General features: G+C 44.9%; 13 protein-coding genes and 1 pseudogene. 10 read left to right on the top strand and 4 right to left on the bottom strand.

Going from position 1 to position 15,943, the window contains the following annotated elements; all coding sequences use genetic code 11:
• Positions 1-61 precede the first annotated feature (61 nt).
• The 6 genes from AB6C75_RS05540 to menE all read left to right on the top strand — a co-directional run bounded on the left by AB6C75_RS05540 (position 62) and on the right by menE (position 7,438).
• Positions 62-1,369, top strand: coding sequence for an isochorismate synthase MenF (locus AB6C75_RS05540; RefSeq protein ID WP_050648016.1), 1,308 nt, complete (start codon positions 62-64; stop codon positions 1,367-1,369).
• Positions 1,366-3,090, top strand: a complete 1,725-nt coding sequence (gene menD / locus AB6C75_RS05535) for a 2-succinyl-5-enolpyruvyl-6-hydroxy-3-cyclohexene-1-carboxylic-acid synthase (protein ID WP_372107223.1) — start codon at positions 1,366-1,368, stop codon at positions 3,088-3,090. The genes AB6C75_RS05540 and menD overlap by 4 nt, the downstream gene beginning before the upstream one ends.
• Before the next feature lie 9 nt (positions 3,091-3,099).
• Positions 3,100-3,900, top strand: a complete 801-nt coding sequence (gene menH / locus AB6C75_RS05530) for a 2-succinyl-6-hydroxy-2,4-cyclohexadiene-1-carboxylate synthase (RefSeq protein WP_372107221.1) — start codon at positions 3,100-3,102, stop codon at positions 3,898-3,900.
• A gap of 102 nt (positions 3,901-4,002) precedes the next feature.
• Positions 4,003-4,869 (top strand): 1,4-dihydroxy-2-naphthoyl-CoA synthase, encoded by an 867-nt coding sequence (menB, locus tag AB6C75_RS05525; protein WP_010439547.1) that lies wholly within the window; start codon positions 4,003-4,005, stop codon positions 4,867-4,869.
• 75 nt (positions 4,870-4,944) lie between these two features.
• Positions 4,945-5,952 (top strand): o-succinylbenzoate synthase, encoded by a 1,008-nt coding sequence (gene menC / locus AB6C75_RS05520; protein WP_372107219.1) that lies wholly within the window; start codon positions 4,945-4,947, stop codon positions 5,950-5,952.
• A gap of 52 nt (positions 5,953-6,004) precedes the next feature.
• A complete protein-coding gene (gene menE / locus AB6C75_RS05515; RefSeq protein ID WP_372107217.1) occupies positions 6,005-7,438 on the top strand; it encodes an o-succinylbenzoate--CoA ligase in 1,434 nt (477 codons plus the stop codon).
• Between the two features lie 145 nt (positions 7,439-7,583).
• On the opposite strand, the gene nagE is transcribed toward menE, so the two are convergent.
• Entirely contained in the window at positions 7,584-9,029 is a 1,446-nt protein-coding gene (gene nagE / locus AB6C75_RS05510; protein ID WP_372107262.1) for an N-acetylglucosamine-specific PTS transporter subunit IIBC, read from the bottom strand.
• 193 nt (positions 9,030-9,222) lie between these two features.
• Here nagE and AB6C75_RS05505 point away from each other — a divergent pair.
• A pseudogene (locus tag AB6C75_RS05505) lies at positions 9,223-10,101 on the top strand (LysR substrate-binding domain-containing protein).
• Between the two features lie 106 nt (positions 10,102-10,207).
• Complete coding sequence (locus AB6C75_RS05500; protein WP_017100591.1) at positions 10,208-10,375, top strand: hypothetical protein; 168 nt, start codon at positions 10,208-10,210, stop codon at positions 10,373-10,375.
• A 171-nt stretch (positions 10,376-10,546) separates the two neighbouring features.
• On the opposite strand, the gene AB6C75_RS05495 is transcribed toward AB6C75_RS05500, so the two are convergent.
• The 3 genes from AB6C75_RS05495 to AB6C75_RS05485 form a co-directional block, all read right to left on the bottom strand.
• On the bottom strand, positions 10,547-11,467 hold the full coding sequence (locus AB6C75_RS05495) for a YeiH family protein (RefSeq protein ID WP_029223440.1): 921 nt from the start codon (positions 11,465-11,467) through the stop codon (positions 10,547-10,549).
• A 144-nt stretch (positions 11,468-11,611) separates the two neighbouring features.
• Positions 11,612-13,486: an MFS transporter gene (locus AB6C75_RS05490; protein ID WP_372107214.1), complete on the bottom strand. Its 1,875-nt coding sequence runs from the start codon at positions 13,484-13,486 to the stop codon at positions 11,612-11,614.
• Between the two features lie 17 nt (positions 13,487-13,503).
• Entirely contained in the window at positions 13,504-14,094 is a 591-nt protein-coding gene (locus AB6C75_RS05485; protein WP_012604487.1) for a TetR/AcrR family transcriptional regulator, read from the bottom strand.
• Positions 14,095-14,291: 197 nt separating this feature from the next.
• Here AB6C75_RS05485 and AB6C75_RS05480 point away from each other — a divergent pair, with 197 nt between their 5' ends.
• On the top strand, positions 14,292-15,215 hold the full coding sequence (locus tag AB6C75_RS05480; RefSeq protein ID WP_372107211.1) for a Tim44 domain-containing protein: 924 nt from the start codon (positions 14,292-14,294) through the stop codon (positions 15,213-15,215).
• Between the two features lie 367 nt (positions 15,216-15,582).
• The gene (locus AB6C75_RS05475) at positions 15,583-15,738 is read left to right on the top strand and encodes a hypothetical protein (protein ID WP_167852952.1); all 156 of its coding nucleotides are present in this window, start codon (positions 15,583-15,585) and stop codon (positions 15,736-15,738) included.
• Positions 15,739-15,943 lie beyond the last annotated feature (205 nt).

Here is a 15,943-nt window from a genome sequence, read left to right as displayed (position 1 = left end):
GGGTGCTGCCCATAAAGTATCAAACTAATATAATAATAATTTAGATGTGAACGAGGTCGATTTGTCACATTTCCAGCAAACTATCTCCGCTTTGATTGAGCGAGTACAAAATGCCCAAGCAAGTGAAGTTCGTTGTGTTGAAGTTCTAACGCAAAAACCATCGTTTGCATTTATAGAATGGCTTCATGCTCAACCGCTCTTTCCAAAGTTCTACTGGCAGTCACGTGATACTCGTGAAGAGGTCGTTGCGCTCGGGCAATTACATACTTTTTCTGATCCCGCTCCCGCGTACGCTATTCTTGGTGAAGACCAACGAATCTGGGGTGGGCGCTCGTTTGACGGGCACACCGCAAAAAACCGTCGTTGCATGGAATCGTTTTTCTTCCTTCCTCAGGTTGAACTGATCCGCTTTGACAAGACTTGGTCGTTAGCCGTCAACTTATCTCCTGATCGCGTTGCTTCTATTAATGCTCTAAATAAGCTTTCTGTTGAAGCGGCGATATTGGCCCCTTTGTCGGCGCACATTGAGCAGATTAACCACGTTCCAGAACGAGAGCTGTGGGGCAACCTTGTCGATAAAGTGCTGAAAGGCATTAGCGACGAAGAGTACAAAAAAGTCGTTTTAGCGCGTAAAACCACATTGCAACTCGATGCACCAATCTGCGCGGCTCAGTTGCTTAAGGCCAGCTACCTGCAAAACCATCACAGCTTTCACTTTATGTTGGTATTGGATTCCAAACACAGCTTTATCGGCTCAACGCCAGAGCGTTTGTACAGTCGATATGGCACTGAGCTTGATACTGAAGCGCTTGCTGGAACCATTGGTCGCGGAGAAAACGCGACAGAAGATATGGAGTTAGCCAATTGGCTTTCTCAAGACAGTAAAAACCTCAATGAGAACCAGTATGTGGTCGACGACATTATTGAGCGTCTCACTCCTCATTCTCAAACGGTACACGTTGAAAAAGAGGCGCGCCTAGTGCGTTTGCGTAAGGTGCAACATCTTAAACGTAATATCCATGCTCAGCTCAATAACGGCGTCAATGGTGTGCAGTTGCTTGCTGCCTTACAGCCGACGGCTGCGGTAGCGGGTTTACCGCGCAAAGAAGCGATGGATTTCATACTTGAACATGAACCGTTTGCGAGAGGTTGGTATGCAGGCTCTGTTGGCTATATTAGCCATCAACGCGCTGAATTCTGTGTCGCGATTCGAAGTGCCTTGATTGTAAACGATCAAGTACAACTGTTTGCGGGTGCCGGGATCGTACCGGGATCGGTTGCTGAACATGAGTGGCAAGAGTTGAATAAGAAAATGTCGACTCTGCTCAGCTTAATTTCAGATCACCCACCATTGGGTGTGGCGTCATGAACCACGACCAAGCCGTATTAAATAGAGTTTGGTGTAATACGTTACTTGAAGAGTTAGCCCGCAGCGGCGTTGAACATGTTTGTGTTGCGCCAGGCTCGCGCTCAACACCATTAACACTCGAAGCCGAAGCCAATCCAAAACTGACACTGCACACGCACTTTGATGAGCGTGGGCTTGGTTTTCTTGCGTTAGGTTTAGCAAAAGCCAGCAATAAGCCAGTTGCCGTGATTGTCACCTCTGGTACTGCTGTTGCAAACCTTCTTCCTGCGACGGCTGAATCTGGACTGACACGAGAGAAGCTGATTTTGCTGACCTCTGATCGACCTATCGATTTAGTCGACTGTGGCGCTAATCAAGCGATTCAACAGCAAGGCATCTTTTCTTCCCATGTTGAAAGTGCTTTAAATCTACCCAGTCCAACCACACAGATTTCATTGAATTGGCTTCTGACATCCGTTGATAACGCGCTAGCGAAACAACGCAATGTTGGCGGTGCGATTCATATCAACTGTCCGTTCCCAGAGCCTTTATATTCTGCGAATAGCGCGAAAATTTATGCGGAATATACCTCCAGTGTTTCTGGGTGGAAGTCGGGTACAGGTTGTTACAGCCAAACGTTTTTACCTAATCAAGTGAACACGCAACCCATCGCTCCAGGTGAGTATTTTGGGCGTAAGGGTGTGGTTATTCTCGGTTCGCTAGATATTGAACAAGCAACAAAAGCCAAGCAGTTTGCCACCGCATTAGGCTGGCCAGTTTTTTGCGATCCTCAATCAGGTGTTACAAGTGATTGGAAACATTATGACCTGTGGATGCAGAGTGACGTAGCTAAAGCGCAACTCAACCAATGTGATTTCATCCTTCAGTTCGGTGAGCGCATTGTTTCTAAGCGCCTTAATCATTGGATAAAGTCGCAAGCTTCATCATTCAGCTCATCACAATACATTGTTGTGTCACCAGAGACGCACCGTATCAACCAAGATCATCTGCCTCAAACCCATATCGTTGCTGATATCGAGTCGTGGGTGTCAGAGCAGCATTTACCCACCTTGTTAGGTCAACATGCAGGTTGGGCAGCACCTTTGGTCGAAATCGCGAATACGGTTCAACAATTGGCATTAGCGCAAATATCCAATAATGACCAACTGACCGAGTTGAGCGTTGCAGTAGATTTGTCGACTAGACTTAAAGACAGAGAGTTGTTTGTGGGAAACAGCTTGATGGTAAGGCTGGTGGATATGCTGTCATCAATATCTGCGAATCAAGTTTACAGTAATCGGGGCGCATCGGGCATTGATGGCTTGGTAGCAACGGCTGCGGGCGTGGTAAAAGCTAACCAGAACCCCTTGATAATGTTGATTGGCGATACCTCTTTGCTTTACGACCTCAATTCACTGGCTCTGCTTACTCACAATGTAACGCCGATGGTGATTGTTGTGACCAACAATGATGGCGGTGCGATCTTTGACTTGTTGCCTGTTCCTGAGCAACAAAAACAATCTCTATATCAAATGCCCCATGGTTTCGGTTTTGAACATGCCGCTGCGCAATTCCAGCTTGGTTATGCGGCGCCAGAAACTTTGAATTGCTATCAAACGATTGTCGAACAACATTTCGAACAAGGTCAGGGTACCTTGCTCGTTGAAGTTAAGACGCCTCCCGAACAAGCGTCTACTTTGCTGAAACAATTCAGTTCAATGCTCACTGAGGCATTAGCCTAAGGACTTTACATGCTTTACTCCAATTATTACCCAGCTGCACAAGAATCTTCTGACAAACCTTTGCTTGTTTTTCTACATGGTTTACTCGGAAGCGGGGATGATTGGAGCGCATGTCATCCATATCTAGAGGACTTTCCTCGTCTTTGCATAGATTTGCCCGGGCACGGACAAAGTCGCTTTATCGATCCGGTAGGCTTTGATCATTGCTGCAAGAAAATCGTTCAGTGCATCACTTCTCAACTTGCTCTCAACGATCTTCCTGCGGATTACCCTATCGTGGTGATTGGCTACTCAATGGGTGGCAGGCTTGCCATGTATGGGGTGACAAGCCCTTGCTTCGAAACGCTCAATCTTGAGAAAGTCATTATTGAAGGTGGCAACTTTGGTCTGGAGCGTGATGAAGAACGAGCACAAAGGTTAGTACATGATACGCAATGGGCTGTCCGCTTTGCGCAGCAGTCGATTGAAGATGTTTTAGACGATTGGTATCAACAAAGCGTCTTTTCTTCACTAAATCATGAGCAAAGACAAACTTTGGTCATAAAGCGTAGTGGTAACCTTGGAGTATCCGTAGCAAATATGTTGTTATCTACTTCGTTAGCTAAGCAACCGGATTTACGTGCCACATTGAAATCTCATGAGCACCAATTGCATTATGTGTGTGGTGAAAAAGATCGTAAATTCATGGAGCTAGCTGAGAATAGTGGCTTTGAATATAGTCAGGTTGATTACGCTGGTCATAATGTTCATTTTGAGCAACCAGAGTTGTTTTCCAACCTGATCATCCAATGTATCGCCAGTCGTCGCTAAACAGGCTGAGCGGTTCTCTCGTATCAAGCACTATCAAAAGCAGAGCAACACCGTCACGACTATTCGTTAGTCGTGGTCTCTAATAGAACAATGGGAATCACCATGGCTAAAACAGTAGGCATCACAGAAGAAGAACTTTACGCAGCAGTTAACTGGCGCGATGAAAGCAGTCAATTTGAAGATATTCAGTACCATAAGTCTGACGACGGTATTGCGAAAATCACGATTGCTCGTCCTCAAGTCCACAATGCGTTCCGTCCACAAACCGTAAAAGAGATGATCAATGCACTGGCTGATGCTCGTTATGACGAGAAGGTTGGCGTAATCATTTTGACGGGTCTTGGTGAGAAGGCGTTCTGTTCTGGTGGTGATCAAAGTATCCGTGGTGACTACGGCGGTTATCAAGATGATTCAGGTACACATCACCTGAACGTGCTTGATTTCCAACGTCAAATTCGTACTTGTCCAAAACCGGTTATCGCAGCGGTATCGGGCTGGGCAGTCGGTGGCGGTCATGTTCTTCACATGATGGCAGACCTGACCATTGCAGCTGAAAACGCACAGTTCGGTCAGACGGGTCCTAAAGTAGGTTCATTCGATGGCGGTTGGGGTGCTTCTTACATGGCTCGTATCGTTGGTCAAAAGAAAGCGCGTGAGATCTGGTTCTTGTGTCGTTTCTACGATGCTCAAGAAGCATTGGACATGGGTCTAGTAAACACAGTTGTACCGGTTGCTGACCTAGAAAAAGAAACGGTTCGTTGGTGTCGTGAGGTTCTTCAACACAGCCCAATGGCGCTGCGTTGCTTGAAAGCCGCACTAAACGCAGACTGTGACGGCCAAGCTGGTCTTCAAGAGTTGGCGGGTAACGCAACCATGATGTTCTACATGACAGAAGAAGGCCAAGAAGGCCGAAACGCATTTAACGAGAAGCGTCGACCTGATTTCGACAAATTTCCGCGTAACCCATAGTCTTTCTCTTCTTTAAAATGAGTCGCTAATAGCGACTCGTTTTGTTTTGATGTTCCCCGTTTTTTAGGAAACTTTATGAACTCAGTGAATTCTCAATGTCACGCTAAACTCTACCGTTATCAATTGCCTATGGATAGTGGTGTGATTCTTCGTGACAATAAGTTGAACGAACGCGTTGGCTATATCATCCAACTTGAGTGTGATGGTAAAACTGGTTTTGGCGAAGTTGCGCCTTTGCCAGGTTTTAGCCAAGAAGATGCCGAACAAGCTGGCATTCAGCTGCAACACGAATTAGAGCTTTGGAGCCACAATAACCCTCAAACGCCTTTTGATGAGTTATATCCTTCTGTTGCCTTCGGTTTTTCGATGGCGATAATGGAATTACGAGGCGAACTCAACGCTGAAGGTAACTACCAAGCGGCGCCGCTGTGTACAGGAGATCCAGATGAATTGATCCCTGTGCTGAATGAGATGAAAGGCGAGAAGGTCGCCAAAGTGAAAGTCGGTCTCTACGAAGCGATTCGTGATGGCATGCTGGTTAGCTTATTTCTTGAGTCGATCCCTGATTTAACCCTAAGGCTTGATGCCAACCGTGCGTGGAAGCCAGAGAAAGCGAAGCAGTTCATTAAATACATTTCGCCGTCACTGCGTCAGCGTATTAGCTTTATTGAAGAGCCTTGTCAGAAGCCAGAAGACAGCTTAGCTTTTGCTATTGACCACGGTGTTGCGATTGCATGGGACGAAACACTGCAAGAAGCGGTAAGAAGTCCAGAGTTTAATCTTAGTGACTTAACGGGAGTTAAGGCGGTTGTGATTAAACCAACCTTGATTGGCTCAGTAGAGCGTTGTGTTGCTATCATTGAACGCGCGCAACAACTTGGTATTAAACCTGTACTAAGCTCAAGCATAGAGTCTAGCCTTGGCTTAACTCAGATTGCTCGATTGGCACAACAGTACTTGCCTAATGAAGTTCCAGGGCTTGATACGATTGGCTTGTATCAGCAGCAGCTAGAAGTCTCATGGCCGGGTTGTCAGCTTCCAGTTTCAACGCTTGAACAGCAACAATTGATTTGGTCTTCTTAGGCTGATCGTTCGATTGGCTTAGACCGTTCTCAATCTATAACTTGGTTATCTTATGATGCGCCCACAATCCAATCCTCACCCGCTCTGGGTACAGTGGGCGCAGCAGAACCCACATCAAACAGCGTTAGTGATTCCTAACCGCGCTTACACTTGGCAGCAAGTGTCTGTGCTGGTGAGTGAGTACCAACAACAGCTATCTCATCAAGGCTTATCTGCAGGTGATGTACTGACGATTGTCGGTAAGAACCAAGCTGAAGTGATTCCGGTTTATCTTGCCGCACTCAATTTGGGTGTGGTTTGTGCGTTTACCATGCCTCAGCCGAAAGCTCGTTTAACACAGAAGCTTGAATCCCTCTATGGTCAGCTAGACAGACGTTACCTTTGGCTATTAGATAGCTGTGGGTTAGATCATTCTGATGCTGTTAACCTTAAGACTGTATTGGTGACGCTACCTTGCTTGAACGAAGTCAAGGTCGATGGTGATGACAAACCAACAACATCGCAAAATCCTAACTTTAATCCTCAAAACCTTGCGAGCATCGTATTCACTTCTGGCTCTACCGGCAACCCGAAAGCGGTGGCTCACACGTTGCAGCAACACTTATGTTCAGCTCAGGGTTTATTAGACGTTTTCAACTTTGAACAAGCTGACACTTGGTTGCTTAGCTTACCGATGTACCATGTGTCGGGATTGGCGATTATCCATCGTTGGTTGGCGGCTGGTGGCTGCATCAAAATAGGGTCAGGCCAACTTGAAACAGACATTGAAGGTTGCAGCCATGCCTCTTTAGTGGCTACTCAACTACATAGGTTATTGCAGAGTAAGCAAGCACTTACTTTAACTCATGTGCTTTTAGGCGGTAGCCATATCCCAGAAGCGCTAGGGCTTGAAGCTCAACAAATGGGCATTGAAACTTGGCTTGGATACGGTATGACAGAAGCGGCTTCAACAGTGACCGCGAAGCCAGTCGATTCTAGTAATACTGCAGGTTTTGTTCTCGACCAACGACAGTTAAAAATCGAAGATCAACGTATCTTTATTGGCGGTAATACGCTTGCTTCTGGTTACTACTATCAGGGTGAGGTTACGCCGTTGGTGGATGAGAACGGTTGGTTCGACAGTAAAGACCTCGGCGAATGGGATGGCGAACAAGTGTCGATCATTGGTCGCGCTGATAATCAGTTTATTTCTGGGGGAGAGAATATCCACTGTGAAGAAATTGAACGAGCACTGAATCAGTTATCTTTAATCAATCAGGCGTTTATCGTTCCAATTGAAGATGATGAGTTCGGGTTTCGACCCGTCGCTATTGTGGATTGCACGGATTTACCAACCAAAGAATGGTTTACCGAGCAATTAAATGGCCGTCTTGAACGGTTCAAATTCCCTGTCGAGTACTATCGAATGCCTCATCAAGAACAGCTAGGTATTAAGGTTTCACGCGTAGGGTTGGTACAATGGTTACAGCAGATACGTTCTAAATAGAACTGAGAACAATAAAACGAAGCGCAATACACGGTGACTAGTCGTAATTGCGCTTCAGGGGGTTGTGATGGTGGTGAAACCACCACAAATTCTTAATATTCTATCTGGTTATTAAGGGGTTTATCTTTGCATCTGGCTGTTTAGCTTAAGCGAGTGCCTTCTTCATTTGTTCAGCAACCTTATCTACCTTACCTAAACCGATAATGACTTGTAGGCCACCTTTTCCGATAGGAACAACGCCTGCAGCACCTAGTTTTTTCAGTTTGTCACTGTCTGCTGCTGACGAGTCTTTTACTGTCAAGCGTAAGCGAGTAATACAGTTGTCTACTTCTAGAATGTTGTCTGCACCACCAATAGCTTCGATGTAGTTGTTGGTCAGGCTAACTAACGCTTCTGGAGATCCTGTCTCGCCTTCTGCTTCCATCTCTTCACCACGACCCGGAGTACGTAGATTGAACTTGATGATAGCGAAACGGAAAATACCGTAGTAAAGCGCGAAGAACACCACACCTTGAACTAATAACATGTACCAGTTAGTCGCTAACGGGTTTTGGCTTGATAGCACTAAGTCAACAAAGCCTGCAGAGAAGCCGAAGCCTGCCATCCATTCCATGCTTGCTGCAATGTAAAGCGACAGACCTGTTAACACAGCGTGCAGTAGGAACAATACAGGTGCTAGAAACATAAAGCTGAACTCTAGAGGCTCAGTGATGCCTGTGAAGAACGAAGCCATTGCTGCGGCAAGCATGATTGCGAATACTTGGTTTTTGTTTTTCGCGTCAGCGCAGTGGTACATAGCTAATGCAGCTGCAGGTAAACCAAACATCATGATAGGGAAGAAGCCTGCTTGGTACATGCCAGTTTTACCCGGAATGCCCGTACCGTTAGCGATAGATTGTGCGCCGCCTAGGAAGTTTGGAATGTCGTTAATACCCACAACATCGAACCAGAACACAGGGTAGAGTGCGTGGTGCATGCCTATTGATAGGAACAAACGGTTGAAGAAGCCGAACAGACCGGCACCCACAGCGCCCATGCTTTCTAGCTTAATACCCAATACGAGCAGAGCATCGTACACAGCTGGCCAGATGTATAGCAGAGCAAAAGAGAGCGCCATACCTGCGATTGAGGTAAGGATAGGAACCAAACGCTTACCGCTGAAGAAAGCTAAAGCTTGAGGAAGCTCAACCGTTGAGTAGCGGTTATAGATCTCAGCGGAAATGATACCGACAATGATACCCACGAATTGGTTGCTGATTTTTCCGAATGCCGCTGGTACTTCACTTAACTCAACATCCATCAATTGAGCAACTGAGCCCGGAGCAAGTAGAGTGGTGACGACTAGGAACGTCACAAAACCAGACAGTGCCGCAGAACCATTCTTATCACGGCTTAAACCAAAGGCAACTCCCACCGCAAACAGAACCGCCATGTTGTCGATGATCGCACCACCTGATTTGATCAAGAATGCGGCTAAGATACTTTCAGAACCCCAACCAACAGGATCCAACCAGTAGCCGATCCCCATAAGGATTGCTGCAGCTGGCAGTGTGGCTACGGGAACCATCAATGCCTTACCTACTTTTTGCATATACCCGAGTATATTCATATGTGCCCCTAAGTTTGTAATTAATTTTTTTAATGTTTCTGCTCGTCAACGTATGGAGTCAAAGATTGATCGAGGCAGGGTTTTAAGTAACTGCGGCTATTAGAAACTTATTTCTTAATGCAAACAAACGAAACGGGTAGTAGTATGAATTAAAATTTTTAATGCATGAGTTCGTATGGCTAACCATCAATCTTTACTTAGAAATCTTCATACTTTTAATGTTGCTGCCGAGAAAATGAGCTTTACGTTAGCCGCGAAAAAGTTGCATTTGACTCAGGGAGCCGTCAGCCATCGAATCAAAGTGTTGGAAGGTGAACTCGGATTTAACTTGTTTGTACGAGGCACTCGTAAACTGGAATTGACCGAAGAAGGGCAACGCTTTCAACGCACGTTATCGAAGTCGTTGAGCTCTATTTTTGGTGAGATCGAAGACATTACCAACACCGACTAGTACGGTCAGATAAATATCGGTACCAGTCCTGCCTTTGCTAACAGTTGGTTGCTACCAAGGCTAGCTGATTTCAAACAGCGATACCCAAAGTTCAACCTCAATATTTTCTCTCAAGAAGAGCAAGACTTTCATCAAAATCACCTCGATGTCGCCATTTACTATGGTGCTGAAGATCTAAAAGATATGCATCGACAGCGCCTGTTTGGTGAAAAGTATATTCCGGTATGTACGCCGAGTTATGCCGCTGAACACAATATCTTTGATGATGGTTTAGAGTCGTTACACCGGATTAATTTCATTCATGCGCTAGGCTCTGATGTGTGGCAGCGTTGGATCAAGCACAATCAACTCGATGTAAATCTGTTTGAGCAGTTTTATTGTGTGAGCCACCGAGACATGGGCGTACAGAGTGCTCTGCATAATATCGGTGTGGCAATGGGGCGCTATCATTTTGTTAAGCCGTACATTGAGACTGGTGAACTCATAACGCCTTATCCAAGTATGGATACTGATAAAGGGTACGACTTGATCTGTCCGTTAGGCAATGAAAAGCGACCTAAGGTAAGAACGTTTATTAAGTGGCTAGAGGGGCAGTTACGCTAGGTTAGTTAATTTAGCAATTAGATAGTTCAAAACAGAATTTATTATCTTTATAACCATCAATCATAATAAGCTCTATAAATAACGGATTATAGAATAAGGTCTTATTATGAAAGTTGCCCTCATCATTGCAGTTTTGCTGCAGATAGGCCAAGCGCTCGTTTCGTCAGGACTGACTCGTTCATTGGCTGAACTCACTGCATTTGTGCTAGTTGTGGTACTTGTTTTAATGAAAAGAGAGAGCAAGAAGAGTGATAAGCCCCTGTTTGATTCGTGATTGTTGTAACAAAGAATATCTTTACTACAAACGATATTTTCACTAAAAACGATAGGGGCAAAGCCCATTAGAGCTTCGCCTTTTTGTTTTGTCATTCGCTAATCTGTTTGTCTGGTTAATACATTAACCAATCTACAGTGCTTCTTTACGTATTGGGTGTAATTAGGCGTATTATGCGAGAGTTAACCACGCTAATGAGCCTGTCGAAATCATCGTCCACATTGTAATACCAAACATCAATGGCTTCGGCCCAGCAGCTTTAAGCTTCTCAACTGAAATACCGCAACCAATCAAGAATAGACACACCACCAATGCACGCTTAGACACATCAAAGATACCTTGATAGACCATCTCAAATTGTGGCAGCAAGTCACTAACAGCAATAGCAGCGCAATAGAAGAAAATGAAGTAAGGAATCGTAATCTTCTTTTGATCGTTCTTGAAGATCATTGCGCTGACTAACGCGATTGGGATAATCCAAAGTGCGCGAGCGAGCTTCAATGTGGTTGCTGTGGTCAGTGCTTCTTCGCCATATGCTGATGCTGCGCCGACTACAGAGGAGGTATCATGAATCGCGATGGCAGCCCATGTTCCGAAAGTTTGTTGGCTTAACTCTAGTGCATGGCCAATCATTGGGAACAAGAAAAGGGCGACCGAGTTCAACACAAATACAGTGGCTAACGCCAAGCCAATCTGTTCATCATCAGCTTTGATGGCCGGTGCTACGGCGGCAATGGCGCTACCACCACAAATTGCGGTACCAGAAGAGATAAGGTAACCCGTGGTGCGATCTAATCCCATGCGTTTTGCCAAGAACCAACCAATGACCAAGGTACCAATAATCGTCGTTACAATGAGGCCAATACCATCGCCTGTTACCGCTAATGCTTTCTCAAACTGAATGCCAAAGCCTAAGCCGACAATCGAGTAGGCCAGTAGCTTCTTGGTGAGTTTGCCAACTTCTAGATGCTCAGGGACTAAACCTAAGCTCGCAAGAAGGAAACCGATCACGAGTGCCGTCGGTGAACTCACCCATGGGGTTAAGCAAAACAGAGCAGCAAGATAAAATGGAACAGACTTTTTTAGATTCATTATATTTAATTCGTCGCGTCTAGTATTGGCAGCGTAGTGGAAGACTATACGCTTAACGCAATGGTAAGTAAGTCTAAATGAATTGAACAAACGTTAAGTAAAACTAAACGTTTGTTCAGCTGATATGAATAAAGGGTTGGTTATTTAGCGTAGTGAGCCGCGAAGATCAGAGACTGACTGTCGAAGAGTTTTGCATGAGGCATCTTTAGCGAGTATTGGCTTGCCAGCTTCTATTTCTAACTTGGTCCAGAAGCGGGTTGGTAACCCTTTGCAAGCACTGCCTTTATAACGACTGAAGTAGCTGCCCCATAGGCCTTTGAGAGCCATTGGAATGACAGACACAGGAGAACGTTTGATAATCAGCTCCATACCACGCATGAACTCTGCGACTTCACCATCAGAGGTTAGCTTTCCTTCTGGAAAAATACAGACGATGTGGCCTTCATGCAGAGCGCGTTCTACTTCTTTAAAAGCATTTCGAATAGAGCTACGGTTGGTTGCGGAGATTGGAATAACTCCTGCTCTTTTTAAGAATCGACGTAGTGGAGGAAGTTTGGCGTAATCCTCTTCCATCACAAACCGAATCAAGCGAGGGCAAACCGCACTCAGAAGCAGTGCATCCATATAACTCACATGGTTGCAAACAATCAGTGCGCCGCCATTCTCTGGAAGATGGTGTAAGTTCTTGTGCTTAACTCGGTACATGGTGTGAGTGACCACCCATGTAAAGAAACGAAAAGCGTAGATAGGCACCTGATAAAACAGGTACAGCATAACCAAAGTATTCCCTATCGCGAGTAACACAAACAGCTGTGGAATAGAAAGATCGAGAACACTCAGGCAAACAATACCTAAAACGGCGCTTCCCACCATGAATAGTGAATTGTAAATGTTGAGCCCGGCAATCACTTGAGCGCGTTCATCTGGTTTCGCTCGTAACTGCATCAGAGAATACAGAGGAACAATGAAGATACCGCCAGAGACACCTAAGAGCAGAAGATAAGCAAACAGCGGCCACAGCTCTGAATACGTCACGAATTGATGGAAAGAGGTAAATTCAGGCAAGGACTCAGGAATGGATATCGCCATCAATAGCCCAAAAATCGACATACCTAGGCTACCCATTGGTACGATGCCGATTTCAATTCTGTGATTTGACAACTTATCACAAGCCAAAGAACCTATCGCAATACCGACCGAGAAAAGAGCTAACAAAAAGGCAACCGAGCTTTCAGTGCCGTTCAAGTGGATCTTTGTGAAGTTTGGAAACTGAGTTAGATAAGCAGCGCCAAGGAACCAGAACCAGCTGATAGACATCAGTGCTTGAAACGTTGGGCGATCTTTTTTTGCAATCGCCAGTGTCGCGCGGGTTAGCTTTACTGGCTGCCACTTCACTTTCAGATCTGGTGCGTTACTCGGCGCTTGTGGAATAAAGCAGCTTGATACATAGCCAAGCACGGCGAAAGAAACAATACATACCGCGGCAATGAGCTTCGCGCTTTCTTCAGATGCAATAATACCGGCACCTAGAGTACCAATAAGGATGGCTAAGAATGTGCCGGTTTCGACTAAAGCGTTGCCGGATACCAGCTCTTTGGTTTCCAATTGTTGTGGAAGCAGTGCGTATTTCACCGGGCCAAAGAAGGCACTTTGCGTTCCCATTAGGAACAGAAGTAGGAGTAGTATCCCGTAGCTTTCGTAGATAAACCCGATCGCACCCAGTGACATGATCGCCACTTCAAGGAGCTTAACTTTACGTATAAACCAAGATTTTTCGTATTTGTCAGCCAGTACACCAGCCAAAGCAGAAAACAGGAAGAAGGGCAGAATAAAAAGACCAGCGGCCAAATTAATGAATAGATTGCTGGAAATAGGCAGCGTATCTACGCTTGCGAAAGCAACAAACAGTAACAGAACATTTTTGAATATGTTGTCATTAAAGGCGCCTAGAAATTGAGTAATAAAGTAGGGTAGGAACCTTTTTTGCGTTAACAGCGAAGATTGGCTGCTGTTGTTCATTGTCTTTCCTTGAATGATTACCAGTTGGTTAAGTAGTTTGAGATTAGGTTATTGATCAACTCTTTACCATCGATAGGTTCAGAGGCGAAAAATTTATCATCAACGCTAAGTAGAGTAATTCCATGTACTCCAGACCATAATACACGGCTGGCTTTAATGACTTCGCTTTCTGTGTGTTCAGGCGCAATAGCTACCAGCAATTGCTCTAACATACCTGTCATTCTATCAATACGGTTCGATTGCCATTCAGGAAGGTTTTCACCATTCATGTTGTGCTCAAAGATAAGCTGCCAACGGTGAGGGTGTTTTTGTGCAAAATCGTGATAGCAGTATGCAAGATTAAAAAGAGCCTGTTGAGGGTTGCTCGATTGTTCAACAGCAGAAGCAGATTGGGACGACAGTTCATCTAATGTTTGAGCAACAACGTGTAAAAGGAGTAGGTTGTAGTTACCAAATACATTCACCAAGGTGCTAGGGACATAGCCAATCATATTGGCAATTTTACGTAGACTTAGCTCGTGATAAGAGTGCTCTTCTAAGAAGTCGGTTACCGTCTTTAAGGTTAATTGCACTAATTGTTCGCGAGTATGATCGTTTCGTCTTGCCATGAGTACTTTCTATTAAATGAACATCGTTCAATATTTTAATGCTGCCCCAGAGTGCCGTCAATCCCTTCGCTAGTTTAGTAATCAATTAATAGCCGCAATATTATGATACATGTGTAAACGTCGTGAATATTTCATTGTTCTTTGTTAACGAGTATGATTAAGGTGTCGAAAGATAAAAAAACCTATAAAGGATAATAATGAAACGATTTTTCTCACTAGTCGCGATCCTGTTGGTAACAGTCGCGGTGACGCCAATCGCGGAAGCGAAAAAGTTTGGTGGTGGTAAGTCATTTGGCAAAAGCTTTAAAACGGCTCCAGCACCAAAACAACAAAACACAAATTCGATCCGACAAGATCAAACGGGCAAGAAAACAGCAGCAGCTAACTCTAGCAAGAAAGGCCTTATGGGCGGTCTGCTAGGTGGTTTACTTGCTGGTGGTCTTTTAGCTGCATTCTTTGGTGGCGCATTTGAAGGTATCCAGTTCATGGATATTTTAATCATGGGTCTGATTGCTTTCCTAGCGTTTAAATTCCTACGCGGAATGTTGGGTGCGAAGCAGGGCTCAATGAATCAGCAGAATGCACGTGGCCAACAGCCAGCATTCGGCGGCATGGGTCAGAACAAGTTTGAACAACCTAAGCAACAACCAAATGTTCATAACTTCGAGCAAGCACAGCCTCAATCACAACCTCATTCGCAAAATAGCGCTGGTGGTTTCGGTTTTGGTGCACAAAGCGATGTTCCACATAACTACCCACCAGGTTTTGATCAAGCGGCATTCATCAACGGTTCTCGTGAGCACTACCGTACACTGCAAGGTGCATGGAATCACAACGAGCTAAACACGATTGAAGAATACGTATCTCCAAGCCTATTTGAAGACCTAAAAGCTGAGCGTAATAAGCTAGACGGTGATCAGCACACAGACGTAATGTACGTTGATGCTGAAATCGTTCGCGCAGACCACGATGGTAGCAAAGCACAGCTAAGCCTTCAGTTTAGCGGTCGCTACCGTGACACCGCAGACGGCATTGAAGAAGATATCACTGATATCTGGCACTTAGAGCGTGACCTAACGACTCCAAATGCACCTTGGTTAATTGTTGGTATTCAAGGTTAATTCCACGATTTAACTAAACATCAATATGATGTAGTTATTCGGAATAACGGCAAATAATTCAAAGCCCCTGCTGAGAAATCAGCAGGGGCTTTTTTGTGTCTAATGATAGGTATCTGTAAGTCGCAGCAGGGAAATTGGCTTTGAGCTTTTTTTGGGGAGGGGAAGGGGTTTTGATTCAAGGAACAATGCCAATATGACGAAACGTGCGGAATCGACAAAGAACATGAGTAGCGGAAATGTGTCATCACGACAAATATTAAGAGATGTATCTTGCTCAAAGGTTGGATTAACCTGAGACTAACTAACTAACTAACTAACTAACTAACTAACTAACTAACTAATTGATTCTATTTGGATGTGATGAGTAATGACCAAGTTCTTTGAACCCGTATTGGAGCCTGAGATTACTTTGCAGCAGAAACAGAGAATGGCGAATGAATGCCAAGAACATGTATCGACCAATTGCTTAGGCTGCGCTGCTTATCTGGCTTGTGAGCGTCATGCAGAAGTATGGGAACACTGATGTTTGAATGGGCTAGATCGCTTAGCCTTTCTTGGGTTGTAACGGGTTAGTGTTTAGGAAGTTGAGGACCGTGTTTAGAAAGATAAGTTTAGAAAGACACGTTTAGAAGGATACATAGCTCAGAAACGAAAAAAGCCAACTCAATGAGTTTAATGCCGATCGTTTAAGAAGACTTGAACGATCTTGCAGTTAGCAGATAATCCCC

This window comes from Vibrio sp. 10N.237.312.B06, from assembly GCF_041464685.1.
GTDB classification, from domain to species: Bacteria; Pseudomonadota; Gammaproteobacteria; order Enterobacterales; family Vibrionaceae; genus Vibrio; species Vibrio tasmaniensis_A.
This window is presented reverse-complemented; position numbering and strand designations above follow the sequence as displayed.